This is a genomic window from Streptomyces sp. NPDC086519, from assembly GCF_040686075.1.
Taxonomy (GTDB): Bacteria; Actinomycetota; Actinomycetes; order Streptomycetales; family Streptomycetaceae; genus Streptomyces; species Streptomyces shenzhenensis.
Genome location: NZ_JBFBJL010000002.1, coordinates 312,615 through 325,851 on the forward strand (window position 1 = coordinate 312,615; position 13,237 = coordinate 325,851).

Annotated in this window: 11 protein-coding genes and 1 tRNA gene; 9 read left to right on the forward strand and 3 right to left on the reverse strand. The window is 71.1% G+C overall.

Annotation, left to right across the window (positions count from 1 at the left end):
• Positions 1–75: 75 nt before the first annotated feature.
• The gene (locus AB0P24_RS03675) at positions 76–642 is read right to left on the reverse strand and encodes a GPR1/FUN34/YaaH family transporter (protein WP_365790536.1); all 567 of its coding nucleotides are present in this window, start codon (positions 640–642) and stop codon (positions 76–78) included.
• A 153-nt stretch (positions 643–795) separates the two neighbouring features.
• Positions 796–1,323: a universal stress protein gene (locus tag AB0P24_RS03680; protein ID WP_089105170.1), complete on the reverse strand. Its 528-nt coding sequence runs from the start codon at positions 1,321–1,323 to the stop codon at positions 796–798.
• A gap of 525 nt (positions 1,324–1,848) precedes the next feature.
• Here AB0P24_RS03680 and AB0P24_RS03685 point away from each other — a divergent pair.
• The 4 genes from AB0P24_RS03685 (at position 1,849) to AB0P24_RS03700 (ending at position 4,702) form a co-directional block, all read left to right on the forward strand.
• Positions 1,849–2,103 carry a hypothetical protein gene (locus AB0P24_RS03685; protein ID WP_365790537.1) on the forward strand — a complete coding sequence of 85 codons (255 nt, stop codon included), beginning with the start codon at positions 1,849–1,851 and terminating at the stop codon, positions 2,101–2,103.
• Between the two features lie 377 nt (positions 2,104–2,480).
• Entirely contained in the window at positions 2,481–3,653 is a 1,173-nt protein-coding gene (locus AB0P24_RS03690; RefSeq protein WP_365790538.1) for a helix-turn-helix domain-containing protein, read from the forward strand.
• Between the two features lie 256 nt (positions 3,654–3,909).
• The gene (gene orn / locus AB0P24_RS03695; RefSeq protein WP_365790539.1) at positions 3,910–4,512 is read left to right on the forward strand and encodes an oligoribonuclease; all 603 of its coding nucleotides are present in this window, start codon (positions 3,910–3,912) and stop codon (positions 4,510–4,512) included.
• A 114-nt stretch (positions 4,513–4,626) separates the two neighbouring features.
• Positions 4,627–4,702, forward strand: a tRNA-His gene (locus AB0P24_RS03700).
• A gap of 427 nt (positions 4,703–5,129) precedes the next feature.
• Here the strand turns inward: AB0P24_RS03700 and AB0P24_RS03705 are convergent.
• Positions 5,130–8,150 carry a S53 family peptidase gene (locus AB0P24_RS03705; protein WP_365790540.1) on the reverse strand — a complete coding sequence of 1,007 codons (3,021 nt, stop codon included), beginning with the start codon at positions 8,148–8,150 and terminating at the stop codon, positions 5,130–5,132.
• Positions 8,151–8,734: 584 nt separating this feature from the next.
• Here AB0P24_RS03705 and AB0P24_RS03710 point away from each other — a divergent pair.
• The 5 genes from AB0P24_RS03710 to AB0P24_RS03730 all read left to right on the forward strand — a co-directional run bounded on the left by AB0P24_RS03710 (position 8,735) and on the right by AB0P24_RS03730 (position 13,074).
• A complete protein-coding gene (locus AB0P24_RS03710) occupies positions 8,735–9,544 on the forward strand; it encodes an alpha/beta fold hydrolase (protein WP_365790541.1) in 810 nt (269 codons plus the stop codon).
• Positions 9,541–10,371, forward strand: coding sequence for an oxidoreductase (locus AB0P24_RS03715; protein ID WP_365790542.1), 831 nt, complete (start codon positions 9,541–9,543; stop codon positions 10,369–10,371). Before AB0P24_RS03710 ends, AB0P24_RS03715 begins: the two co-directional genes overlap by 4 nt.
• A 71-nt stretch (positions 10,372–10,442) precedes the next feature.
• Entirely contained in the window at positions 10,443–11,465 is a 1,023-nt protein-coding gene (locus AB0P24_RS03720; protein WP_365790543.1) for an alpha/beta hydrolase, read from the forward strand.
• Positions 11,466–11,479: 14 nt separating this feature from the next.
• Entirely contained in the window at positions 11,480–11,959 is a 480-nt protein-coding gene (locus AB0P24_RS03725; protein WP_365790544.1) for a cupin domain-containing protein, read from the forward strand.
• Between the two features lie 215 nt (positions 11,960–12,174).
• A complete protein-coding gene (locus tag AB0P24_RS03730) occupies positions 12,175–13,074 on the forward strand; it encodes an alpha/beta hydrolase (protein ID WP_365790545.1) in 900 nt (299 codons plus the stop codon).
• The last annotated feature ends 163 nt before the right edge of the window (positions 13,075–13,237 follow it).

The window sequence follows — 13,237 nt, forward strand, 5'->3', positions numbered from 1 at the left end:
GTGCGCCGAAGGCCACGCGAGGGTCCGCTCATTGGATCGCCGGGGCCGCCCAACTCCCCGGCGTCGGCTGCCTTTTCAGCCGTGGGCCGTCACTCCCCGACCGGCAGCCCGCCCCGGAAGCACCGTCGGCCAGTGCGCGAGCGCGGCCGTCGCGGCGTACCAGGCCACCGCCCCCGCCGCCACCGCGACCCAGCCGCCGACCTTGGTCAGTGACGAGCTGTCGGCGAACTGCGCGACGGCGAGCACGAGCATCGCCAGGAACAGCAGCCCGTGCATGCCCTGTCCGAGCTGGTCGCCGCCCGCGAGGGTCAACGACAGGGCCACGAGGGCGAAGAGGAGCAGGAAGAGACCGGCGCCGTTGGCCGAGGACTTGCCGCCGGACGAGACGGCCCAGGTGAACCAGAGCGCGCCGAGGGTCACATAGCCGGTGCCGTTCACGGCGTCACGGTCACGGAAAGCCAGCAGGCCGACCAGGAAGAGGGCGACTCCGCCCACGTAGTGGGCGATTGACACGGCGTCAGAGGTGGTGACGTTGTCGATGACACCGGTGGTGCCGAGTCCGAACGCCAACAGGGTTATTCCCAGGGCGAGTCGACCGGCCACGGTGGTGGTTCCGCTTCCCGCGGAGACGTCATTGTCCACGGCGGGCTCCCTTCATGCTCTGTGCAGTTGTGCGCGGTGACCGATATATGCCCTTCACAAGGGCACAAACACCTCCGCACGCCAGGAATTTCGGGCACCGCACAAAGAGAGCCGCCCGTTCCCATGGCACATCTCACCTGGGAGAACGTGGAGTTACGGAATGACAACGACGGGCCGCTTGGCCCGCTTGGCGAGTCTGCCTGCCACGGAGCCGAAGATCCGGCCGACGATTCCGTGGGTCGACCCCACGACGATCGCGTCGGCCTCGTACTCCCGCCCCACCTCTTCGAGTTCATGGCAGATGTCACCGCCGCGCTCGACGAGGATCCAGGGCACCTCGGCCAGATACTCCGCGCAGGCGAGTTCGAGCCCGAGCACCTCGGTCCGGTGGTCCGGTACGTCGACGAACACCGGCGGTTCGCAGCCGGCCCACACGGTGGTCGGCAGTCGGTTGGCGACATGGACGATGATCAGCCCCGCGCGGGAGCGATGGGCCATCCCGATCGCATAGGCGAGGGCGCGCTCGCTGGAGGTGGAACCGTCGAAGCCGACGACCACCCCGTGCTTGAAGGCGGGATCGCAGGAAGGGCGTGACTCTTCCGCCGCCAGCGCATCGGCCGCCGTGGGGTCGGCGACCGGCCGCTTGCGGTCCGCTGGATCGAAGAATTCGTGACCGGCCATGGCTGTCTCGGCGTTGTGATCCTTGTGTGGGAGGGACGACAGTGTGCGGCGGAGCTGTGTCCGGGAAACATCTTCCCAACCCCATACCCCCAAGGGTACGGCGGCACGCCTCCTCAGCCCAGATCCCGCGCACTCTCCGTGGGGGACCTTCCCCGGAGTCGGTTAGGGGTTCCAGGGAGCATGCACGAGCCGCGCCCGTAACGCAATGGTTGCTGCCCCGTACAGGCGGTTTGCACAGGATTCGGACAGCGCCGAGGGCCGCACGCACGGTGACCGACGGCTCGAACACGCGTTGATCCCGGTACCAGTGCGTCACGAGGGAGCACGAGGGAGCACGACGAGTACCACGAACACCGCGAGCACCGCGAGTAACCACGAAGGAATACGAGCATGCCCCGACCGCGCCCCACCACCCCCACCGCCCCCGGCGCCCCCACCGCCGGAGCCCACCGGGCCCCAGGCCCCCATCGGGCGCCAGGCCCCCATCGGGCCCCGGGCCCCCAGCGAGCGCCAGGCCCGCACCGGGTGCCAGGCCCGCACCCCGCCCCCGACACCGCCGACGATGTGGTCCGCTGGGCCGCGTTCTCCTGTGCCCTCGTCCCCGTGGTGCTCCTCTGGTACGGCACCTCGCCGGCTGGCGCGGCCGGCACCGCCCTCGGCCTCGTCGCCGTCACCGCCGCCTGCCGCTTCCTGCTGCGCCGCTCGGAGCACGGCGCGAGGCACCCGGCGGCGGCCCGGAGAGGTGGACGTCACACCCGGAGCAGTACACCGGTCGACTGACCGGTTTCCGCGTACACGAACGCTTCTTTTCAGCCAACTTCCCGGACCTGTGCAAGAGGGGTCCCAACCACCCCCCAACCCCCGTTCCACCTGCACGGAAAGGGTCTGCGGGACCCTCCGCACCCTATGCGGTTTGGCCACTGCCACGAGGCGCACTTCCCTGCACGGCCCGTGAGTGCAACCCTTCGTGATCGAATGCTTCACGCCAAGTTGTCATGTCGACAATCGGCGGCGTGTCGAACTGGTCAACGCGACACCGCGGAAACCAGTAGATTCGATCTTGACGTCTTACGGCGGGGGACTCGTGCAGGACCGAGGGGAAACGTGCAGGAGCGACACAACCGAGGAGCCGCGACCACCAAGGGGGGCTTAGCAGGATGAGCCACGACTCCACTGCCGCGCCGGAAGCCGCGGTCCGGAAACTCTCCGGGCGACGCCGCAAGGAGATCGTCGCGGTGCTGCTGTTCAGCGGCGGCCCCATCTTCGAGAGTTCCATCCCGCTGTCGGTGTTCGGGATAGACCGCCAGGACGCCGGCGTACCGCGCTACCGACTGCTGGTGTGCGGAGGCGAGGAAGGCCCGCTGCGGACCACAGGGGGCCTGGAACTCACCGCGCCGCATGGCCTGGAGGCCATCTCACGCGCCGGCACGGTCGTCGTACCGGCCTGGCGCTCGATCACCGCGCCGCCACCGGAAGAGGCCCTGGACGCGCTGCGCCGCGCCCATGAAGAGGGTGCGCGCATAGTCGGGCTGTGCACGGGCGCGTTCGTGCTGGCCGCCGCAGGGCTGCTGGACGGCCGCCCGGCCACCACCCACTGGATGTACGCGCCGACGCTGGCCAAGCGCTATCCGTCGGTGCACGTCGACCCACGGGAACTCTTCGTGGACGACGGCGACGTCCTCACCTCCGCCGGAACAGCGGCCGGAATCGACCTCTGTCTCCACATAGTGCGGACGGACCACGGCAACGAGGCGGCCGGTGCACTCGCCCGCCGTCTGGTGGTCCCGCCGCGCCGCTCGGGCGGTCAGGAGCGCTACCTCGATCGGTCTTTACCAGAGGAGATCGGCGCCGACCCGCTCGCCGAGGTCGTCGCCTGGGCGCTGGAACACCTCCACGAGCAGTTCGACGTGGAGACGCTGGCTGCCCGCGCGTACATGAGCCGCCGCACCTTCGACCGCCGCTTCCGCTCGCTGACGGGGTCGGCGCCGCTCCAGTGGCTGATCACGCAACGGGTCCTCCAGGCCCAGCGTCTCCTGGAGACGTCGGACTACTCGGTGGACGAGGTGGCGGGCCGCTGCGGCTTCCGCTCTCCCGTCGCCCTGCGCGGCCACTTCCGGCGCCAGCTGGGTTCGTCCCCGGCGGCGTACCGGGCGGCCTACCGGGCACGCCGCCCGCAGTCCGACCGCCCCGACACCCCGGAACCGGCCCCGCTCACGCAGACGGGCCCGCTCGCGGTCCCGTACCCCGAGGGCGTCCTCCCGATGCAGACCCGCAGGACAGCGGCGGTGGGCCTGTCACCGAGCCTCCCGGGCCCGCGCACCGGCAGCTGATCCGCCACCGGCCCACCCGACCAGCTCGGGTGGGCCGCTCCCATCCCCTCGCCCACCCACCGCCCCCTCAGCCGTGCGGCGAGCGAGAACGACGGCACCCAGCCGACCCGGCCCGGCCCGGTCGGCGTTCGAGGACGAGGCCGTAGACCGTAGACCGTAGGCCGTAGGTGCGCGGGTCTGGGGGCGGCGCAGCCCCCAGAACGTCGGCGTCGCACCGGGGGCACCCAAACGCCGACGTCAGCTTTAGGGTGGTCGCATGAACGATCGCATGGTGTGGATCGACTGCGAGATGACCGGCCTCTCGCTGTCCGACGACGCGCTCATCGAGGTGGCCGCACTGGTCACCGACTCCGAGCTGAACGTGCTCGGCGAGGGCGTGGACATCGTCATCCGTCCGCCGGCCAAAGCCCTGGAGACGATGCCGGAGGTGGTGCGGCAGATGCACACCACGTCCGGCCTGCTCGACGAACTGGCCGGCGGCACGACGCTCGCCGAGGCCGAGGAGCAGGTCCTGGCCTACGTACGGGAGCACGTGAAGGAGCCGGGCAAGGCCCCGCTGTGCGGGAACTCCGTCGGCACCGACCGCGGCTTCCTGGCCCGGGACATGGCGGCCCTGGAGCGCTGGCTGCACTACCGCATCGTCGACGTGTCCAGCGTCAAGGAGCTGGCGCGCCGCTGGTACCCGCGGGCCTACTTCAACAGCCCGGAGAAGAACGGCAACCACCGCGCCCTCGCCGACATCCGCGAGTCGATCGCCGAACTGCGCTACTACCGCGAGGCGATCTTCGTACCGCAGCCCGGCCCGGACTCGGACACCGCGCGGACGATCGCGGCCAAGCACGTCCTGCCTGCGGAATAGGCACCCGGGAGACCCCGGGGACGGCTCCCGGAAAGCCGTGCGCGAGCACCCCTTCGGACCCTGTACACTTTTTCTCGGCCGGTCGGAGAAACCACAGAATCACCACCGGTCGTGGTGGGTGTAGCTCAGCTGGTAGAGCACCTGGTTGTGGTCCAGGATGTCGCGGGTTCGAGTCCCGTCACTCACCCCAGGAGACAGGCCCGTGATCTGCGGAAACGCAGATCACGGGCCTGTCTGGCGTTTGGCCACGGCAGAACCACGGCCCGTCCATCAGGAGGGCAGCGGTGCTGCACATGCGGCGCAAGCCGTCGCGGCACTGACGCCGAAGCCAACCGGCAGTCGTCCCGCATCCGTGCCGGTCCGTGGACAGTTGGGCGGCCCCCGAGCGGGCAGCACGACGGGAAGCCGGCCGGCCGCGCCCTCTGACGGGGATCGACTGGCGGCAGAAGCTCGTGGAGCAGCCCCGCTGGGCGGCCCCCCGAACCGGACGACGAGGATGACGGCGACGGCTGACAGCCCGCGTGCTCGAAGTGCGCAGCACACGCATCCCTGAGTGCAACGATGCCCCGCCGTCCGGAATGGTCGGCGGGGCATCGCGGTCGTGTCGTCGGTGGGCGTCAGCTGATGTAGCCGGCCACGTCCGCGATCACGTTGGTGGTGCTGTTCGTGTAGAAGTCCACCTTGCCGTCGGAGCCGACGGGCACCATGACCTGGTTGCCGATCGTCTTGCCCTGCACCCAGTTCAGGTTGGAGGCCGTCGGACGGCTGCCGCCGTCGGCCCAGGCGGTGAGGTATCCACTGCCCGTGGTGCCGGTGACGGTGACGGTCAGCACGACCGCCTTGACGCCGGTGGACGGGATGGCGTCGCGCCCCGAGATCTGTAGGGCCAGCGTCTTGCCGGCGCCCAGCGCCGTCGTCTGACGTGTGTCCAGCAGGCGCAGCGGGGTGACCGTGTGGAAGGCCGAACCGCTGGTGGAGAAGTACCCGGAGACGTCGGCGATCACGTGGCTGGTGCCGTGCACGTAGATGCTGACGTTGCCGTCGCTGCCGACCGGCACGACCACCAGGTTGGGGATGGTGGTCCCGGTGGCCGACCAGTTGACGTTGGACGCGGTCGGGCGGGTGGCGCCTTCGGGGTAGGCCTCCAGGTAGCCCCCGCCGACGGTCTGGGTGGCCGTCAGGTTGAGCACCACGGAGGTGGCGGCGGTGGGCACGCCGCCATGGCCGCGGACCTTGAGGCTGACCACCGCGTTGGAGATCTTGCTGGTGGTGGAGATGCCGACCTTGGAGCGGGTGTCCAGCAGGCGGGCCGGGGTCAGCGCCGTGTACGTCGAGCCGGTGGTGCCGCTGGTGTAGTAGCCCTGGACATCGGCGATCAGGTGGGTGGTGCTGCTCGTGTAGAGGTCGACCACGCCGTCGCCCGCCACCTTGACGGTCGCCGAGGCGGCGATGGTCTGGCTCGCGCCGGTCCAGTTGAGGTTGCTGGTGGCCGGCTTGCTGGTGCCGTCGGCCCAGGCGATCAACGAACCCGCGCCGGTGGTGCCGGTGACCGTGAGGTTGAGCACGACAGCGGTCACGCCGCTGCTGGGGATCCCTCCGGCGCCCTCGATCTTGACCGGGGCGGTGCCGCCCGCGACCAGGGGCTTCGTGGTCGGGATGGAACTGAGGCCCCAGCCGGTGCCGTTGCGGGTGTCCAACAGGCGCTTGGGGCTGCTGAGCGGGTGGAAGGTGGAGGCGCCCGTGGCGGCCGTGCCCTTGGCCGCGCACAGTGCGGTGGTCAGGCCGGCCTCCTTGGGCGAGCCCAGGCCGGTCACCTCGTCGTAGCCGGCGGCCGCCGTGTAGCCGGTGGCGTATACGGAGTTGTCGCCGCTGGTGACGTCCCAGAAGTTCGTCGGGTAGCTGCTCCGTGCGGCCTTGTAGAGGGCGTTGTTGAGGAAGCCGACCTGGCCGTTGGTCTGGCAGGCCGTGCCTGCGTTGGCCTGGACGATCGCGGCGGCCCAGGTCGGGGCCGCACCGCTGGTGCCGCCGATGAGACCGGGGACGGGGCTGGCGGACTGGCTGTCGTCCTGGAAGTAGATCGGATACCCGTCGGCCGGGTCCGCCAGAGCGGAGACATCCGGAACGGCGCGCTTGGTGGTGGTGGCGACACCGCCCTGGTAGACGACGGGAGCCCAGCGCGAGGAGACGCCGCCACCGGTACCGCCGGAGGCGTTGCCCCACGTCGTCTGGGTCGTGGTGCTGCCCGAGGTGGTCATCGTGGTGCCGCCGACACCGGTGACGTAGGGCTGGCTCGCGGGGTCGTCGACGGCCTTGGCCGTGGAGCCGGTCGCGCGGTAGCAGTCGCTGGAGCCGTCATCGCCCGAGGCGGCGACGACGCTCTGGCCCTGGGCGGCGGCCTCCGCGAAGACGGTGTTCTCGGCATTCGCGGTCGCGCTGCTCTCGACCGCCTCGCATTCGCCCCAACTGGTGGAGATGACCTGCGCCTGGTCGTCGGTGACCATCCGCTGGTAGACGTCGAGCACGTTCTGGTCGGTCGCGGACGCGGCGTCCGGCCCCTGGTAGTCGATGACGGCGGCGCCGGGCACCAGGCCTATCAGGTCCTCGATGTCGAGCGCGGACTCCACGCCGACCGATCCGTCGGTGGCCGGTGCGCCGGCCCCTGCCGTCGTGTCGACGTACACGCGGGACACCGAGGTGCTGGTACCGACGCAGGACTGGTACGCGGCGATGCTGCCGGCGTCGACGTTCTCCAGCTCGAACACGGCCACGGTCTGCCCCGCACCGGCGGTGGCGGAGCTGGTCATCCCGTAGGCGCCGGCCAGCTTGCCAGGGCTGTAGTAGTCGGTGCCGTCGGTCAGGCCGGAGCCGGTGAAGTCGGCGCAGAGTGCCGGGGTGTACGTGTGGGGGGTCACCGTGCGCGAACTGCGTCCGGAGACGGTGGCGGTGGCGGTGGCAGAGCTGTGCCTGCTTGCGCGACGCACCGCGGAGTGGTGACTGCTGACGGTGTTGATGCTGCTCAGGCCGACGATCCCGGTCACCGAGGACGCCACGTTCGCGGGCAGCGAGGGGGCCGAGGTGTTGAGGTAGTCGGTGGTGCCGTCCTTGAGCCGGACGTCGCGGAAGCCGGTGCCGAAGGCGTGGGACGCCTGCGCGGCGGTGGCGGTGACCGGGATGGACAGGCCGTCCGGGCTGACCCTGCCGGGAGAGAGGCCGGCCGCCTTCAACGCCTGCGAGACTCCCGCGATGGTGGCCCGCGTGGGACCGAAGACCGCGGCGAACTGCCCCTTGGCCAGGTAGTGGTGGTACTGGGCGTTCCCCGGTGTGGACACGGCGGTGACGAAGTCCGCCAGCGACTGCGGATCACGCGGAGCCAGGTTCACGCTGAGGTGCAGCGTGGTTCCCGACGCGGTCGCGCCGGTGACCGTCGCACCCGCCGGGACCCGCGGGGCCGTCCCTATTCGCCTGGGTCCGCCCGATCCGGCCGCTCCCCCCTGGGCGACCGCTCCAGTGGCGGTCACGGTGACGGCGACGAGAGCGATGGCAGCGGTGGAAGCCGCGGTGATCGCCCTGGCCCGTCTGCCGGTCTTGACTGCCGCGCGTCCGGGACGTCCCGGCGCGGCGTGGGCCTTCTTGGCCATGCAGAAATCTCCTAGAAACTGACGCGCCGTCACATCTGTGGCCGTGACGGCGGTCGAAGCGTCACTCGGGCCTACAGGTGCGTCCACGTCACGAGGCGCGCAGGAGCTATCCCTCTTAACCGAAGTGTGCGCATTTCTTATCAGATCACGACGGTTACTGTCCCTGTTCGCCCGAGAACCATGAACGGATCTTTACGCCGCGGATCACCGCGAGCCCACGACCGCCGTCACGTCGTACGTCGGCCGGCCTTTTCAGGACGCCCGCGCCCCGCGCCTTCCGCTTCGGGGACAAAGACGGACACGGGGCGGGGAGTTCAGCCGGAGCAAGGGGCGAAGGCGTCGAGCGGCGGGTGACCGTCGCCGGCCCGGTGGTCGCCGAGGACCACGTCACCGGGGGCGCCCGAGGTCTTCACGCGGGACAACGCGTGGACGCTGCTGGAGTCCCCGCGGATCGACGCGGGTGTCCTCGGGCCGTTCGGCGTCCGCCCCTGAACCACTGGGGTGCCTCCCCGGTGCGAGAGCAGCGGGGTTCCCGGTTACGTGTCCGCATGCCGGGTCAGGACACCGACAAGAAAGGCCCCGCCATGACCGTCCCCCTTCCCGTGGTCTTCATCCACGGACTCTGGCTGCACAGCACCTCCTGGCAGCCGTGGATCGAGCTGTTCCGTGACGAGGGCTACGACCCGTCCGCGCCCGGGTGGCCCGGCGACCCCGACACCGTCGAGGACGCGCGCCAGAACCCCGAGAGCATCGCCGGCCACGGCATCGACGACGTCGTCGAGCACTACGCGGCCCTGATCGCGGCCCTGCCGGTGCGGCCCATCGTGATCGGTCACTCGTTCGGCGGGATGATCGCGCAGAAGCTGCTCGGCCAGGACCGCGCCGCCGCGGCGGTCGCGATCGACGCCGCGCAGATCAAGGGCGTGCTGCCGCTGCCGCTGTCCGCCCTGAAGGCGACGCTCCCGGTCTTCAAGAACCCGGCCAACAAGCGCCGGTCGGTCTCCCTGACCGCGGAGCAGTTCCGGTTCGCGTTCGGCAACGCCATCGCGGAGGAGGAGTCGGCGGCCCTGTACGAGCGCTGGACCATCCCCGCGCCGGGCAAGCCGCTGTACGAGGCCGCCTCCGCCAACTTCAACCCCCACTCGCCGGCGAAGGTCGACACGAAGAACAGCGGACGCGGCCCGCTGCTGCTCATCTCCGGCGGCAAGGACCACACGGTGCCCGAGGTCGTCACCCGGGCCACCCTCAAGCAGTACCGGCACTCCGACGCGGTCACCGACATCATCAACTTCCCCGACCGCGGGCACTCCCTGACGATCGACGGCGGCTGGCGCGAGGTCGCGGACACCGTCCTCACCTGGCTGCGGCAGCAGAGCCCGGAGGCCGGGCGATGACCTCCCGCGCGTCCCGGACCGCCGGAACATCCGGTGCCGACGCGGGTCTGGCCGGGCGGACCGTCGTGGTCACCGGCGCCGGGCGCGGCATCGGGCTGGCCGTCGTCGAGGCCTTCCTCGCGGCCGGTGCCCGCGTCGTCGCGGGTTCGAGGGAGCGCACCGACGCCCTCGACCAGCACGTGAAGCAGGGGGCTGAGCTCACCGTCGTGGAGGTCGACCTCGCGACGCCCGAGGGTCCGGCCGCGCTGGTCGCCGAGGCCGTGGCGCTCCATGGCGGTGTCGACGTGCTGGTGAACAACGTCGGTGCGGTGCGGCCGCGGGTCGACGGCTTCCTGGGCGTGAAGGACGAGGACTGGGAGTGGACGTTCACGGTCAACCTCATGGCCGCCGTCCGTACCACCCGGGCCGCGCTGCCGCACCTGCTCGCCGCCGGCGCGGGACGTATCGTCACCGTCTCCTCGGTCAACGCCCGGCTGCCGGACCCGCTGGTCATCGACTACGGCGCGGCGAAGGCGGCGCTGACCAACTTCTGCAAGGCCCTGTCCAAGGAGGTGGGGCCACGCGGTGTGCGGGTGAACACCATCGGTCCCGGCCCGGTGGAGACGGCGCTGTGGCAGGGCGCCGACGGTGTCGCCGCCGCGGTCGGCCAGTCCCGGGGCCTCGATCCCCGGGAGGTGGCCCGCGGCGCGGCGGACCAGTCGGTGACCGGCCGCTTCACCCGGCCGTCGGAGGTGGCCGACCTCGTGGTCTACCTCGCCGGTCCACGGGCGGCGAACATCACCGGCGCCGACTTCGTCATCGACGGCGGCCTGGTCGACTCCCTCTGACCTGCCGTCACGGCACGGCGGGCGCCGAGCCCGCCGCGCCCCGCTCCCCTTCGCGTCCCCTGGAGAGACCAGTGAGCCTCCGCCTGCCCGCATCCCGCCCCGGACTCCGACTCCGCCTGCCCGGATCCCGCCGCCTGGTGGCCGCGGTCTTCGCCCTGGCCGTCGGCCTCGGCTCGACCACCCTCACGGCCGCGGCCTCGGCCAAGCCTGCGTCACCGGCCGGCGAGCGGATACCCGCCGGCTTCAGCGAACACAGGACGCGGGTCGCCGGGATCGGCATCCACTACGTGATCGGCGGTCACGGCCCGACCCTGGTCCTGATCCACGGCTACCCGCAGACCTGGTACGAGTGGCACGGCATCATGCCCGCGCTCGCCCGGCACTACACCGTCATCGCGCCGGACCTGCCCGGCGCGGGCCAAAGCGACGCCCCGGCGTCCGGCTACGACAAGAAGACCATGGCCGCCGATCTGCACGCGCTCCTGGTGTCGCTCGGCAAGGACCGCGACGTGAATGTCGTCGGCCATGACATCGGCACGATGGTCGCCTACTCCTACGCGGCGCAGTACCCGCACAGCGTCAGGAAACTCGTGCTCAGCGAGGCCCCGATCCCGGACCCGGGCATCTACCGGTTCCCGTCGCTGACGGCCCAGGGCCCCGGGGCGTGGCACTTCGGCTTCTTCTCCCTGCGGACCGGCCTGCCCGAGAGCCTGATCCGGGGCCGCGAGCTGACCTGGACGTCGGGCTTCATGCGGGGCATCGCCGTGCACAAGGACGCTCTGACCCCGGACGACCTCGCGGTCTTCGCCTCGTACCTGCGCGACCACGCGCACCTGGAAGCGAGCTTCGCGTGGTTCCGGACGTTCCCGCAGGACATCGCCGACAACGCGCGGTTCCAGAAGACGCCCCTGACCATGCCGGTGCTCGCGATCGGCGCCTCCAGCAGCCTCGGTTCGTCGGTCGGGAAGCAGGTGCGCCACTACGCCACCGACGTCACCCCGGCTGTCGTCCCCGACTCCGGCCACTGGATCTACGAGGAACACCCGAAAGAGATGACCGGCATGCTGCTGCACTTCCTGGGCGGCCGCCGATGACGTCAGGAGCGCGAATGACCAGGTTCTTCCCGACCTTCGGCCCGGCGCCCGAGCGCGAACCCTTCTGGTTCCTCGGCGGCCAGGCCAGGATCCTGCTTCCCGGCACCGCGACCGACAACCGGCTCAGTCTGATGGAGTTCGCCGACCCGGCCGGCCACGCACCCCCGCACCACGTCCACGAGGACGAGGAGGAGGTCTGGTTCGTCCTCGACGGCGAGGTGACGTTCTTCGTCGGCGACCAGCGCCACGACCTGGTGCCCGGACAGGTCGCGTACGGGCCGCGCGGGGTTCCGCACAGCTATCTGGTGCGCTCGCCCGAGGGGGCCCGGACAGCGGTGCTGTTCAGCCCGGCCTGCATCGAGGAGTACTTCAGGGCCAACGGCACCCCGGTGGCCGAGGCCGGGGACCTGCCGCCGGAGTTCGATCTCGCGGCGGTCGTGGCCTCCGCCGAGGCCTTCCACCTGCGCGTCACCGGACCGCCGCCGTCCCTGTGAGCCGCACCGTCCCGGAAGGACAGGAAGAAAGCTGATGCTCCCGGCGCTGATGCCCGTGGCCGCGGACAGCGCCACGTCCTGGGCGTCCTCCGGCTGACGGGTGGCGCGCCCTCGGACCGGGGTGGCCCCCCAGTGCGAGCGGAACGTCGGCCGGTGTGGAATACGAACCGTCGGCGCTCCTGGTGCCGACGGGGACCGGTGACGAGGAGGCGGCGATGACGGAATCCGGAGCACTGAGGATGACGGATCACGCCGGCGTCCCGCTCACCCACGGCCGGCCACGGGTCAACGGGGTCGATCTGCACTACGCGACGGGCGGCAGCGGCGACCCGGTCGTCCTGATCCACGGCGTGCCGAAGACCATGTTCTTCTGGCGCCATGTCATCCCGCTGCTCACCCCGCACTACACGGTCGTCGCGGTGGACCTGCGGGGATTCGGCGGCTCCGGGCGTCCGGCGACCGGGTACGACACGCGGACCCTGGCCGCCGACATCGCCGCGCTCATGGCGACGCTGGGACACGACCGGTACCGCGTGGTGGGCGAGGACTGGGGTGCGGCCGTCGCCTACGCCGTCGCGGCCTTCCACCGCCCGGACGTCGTCCAACTCGTCTTCCAGGAGACGAGACTGCCCGGCCTCCCGGTGCCCGACCTCGGGCCGCTCGACGCCGAGGATCCCCGCACCGGCTGGCATCGCTCGCTGTTCGGCCTGCCGCACTACCCCGAACTGCTGATCACCGGCCGGGAACGTGCCTTCTGGACGTACTTCATGCGCCGGATCATGTGGGACCCGAGCGCGTACACGGACGCGGACGAGGACGAATACACCCGGGGGCTCGAAGAACCGGGCGGCAACCACGCGGTGTTCGAGCTCTACCGGGCGACCGGGACCGACGCCGACCAGAACCGGCCGCAGTTCGCCGTCCCGCTGGAATGCCCGGTGCTGGCCGTCGGGGGCCGCGCCTACCTCGCGGCGGAGCCCGGGGAGCAGATGGCTCACGTCGCGGTCGACGTCACACCTGTGGTGATCGAGCGGGCGGGGCACAACATCCCGTTGGAGGCGCCCGCCGAACTCACGCGCCGCTACCTCGACTTCTTCGCGGCGGCGGAGAAATGACAGTTCGGCGAGGACGGCCGTGACGCTGCTCCCGCGAGGGTCGCCGCGTCACCTCGGTCCGGTCGCGGACGACGGCTCGACCGGCACCCGCCACGCCCACAGCCCTCCCCCGTCCCCGCCCCGACAGCCCCTGTGCTGGAAAGCGCCGGATCCGCGCCCGGCG

Coding starts and splice junctions, on each gene's coding strand:
- AB0P24_RS03680 (WP_089105170.1), bottom strand. CDS start 1,323: ATGGCCGGTCACGAATTCTTCGATCCAGCGGACCGCAAGCGGCCGGTC.
- AB0P24_RS03690 (WP_365790538.1), top strand. CDS start 2,481: ATGAGCCACGACTCCACTGCCGCGCCGGAAGCCGCGGTCCGGAAACTC.
- orn (WP_365790539.1), top strand. CDS start 3,910: ATGAACGATCGCATGGTGTGGATCGACTGCGAGATGACCGGCCTCTCG.
- AB0P24_RS03705 (WP_365790540.1), bottom strand. CDS start 8,150: ATGGCCAAGAAGGCCCACGCCGCGCCGGGACGTCCCGGACGCGCGGCA.
- AB0P24_RS03710 (WP_365790541.1), top strand. CDS start 8,735: ATGACCGTCCCCCTTCCCGTGGTCTTCATCCACGGACTCTGGCTGCAC.
- AB0P24_RS03715 (WP_365790542.1), top strand. CDS start 9,541: ATGACCTCCCGCGCGTCCCGGACCGCCGGAACATCCGGTGCCGACGCG.
- AB0P24_RS03725 (WP_365790544.1), top strand. CDS start 11,480: ATGACCAGGTTCTTCCCGACCTTCGGCCCGGCGCCCGAGCGCGAACCC.
- AB0P24_RS03730 (WP_365790545.1), top strand. CDS start 12,175: ATGACGGAATCCGGAGCACTGAGGATGACGGATCACGCCGGCGTCCCG.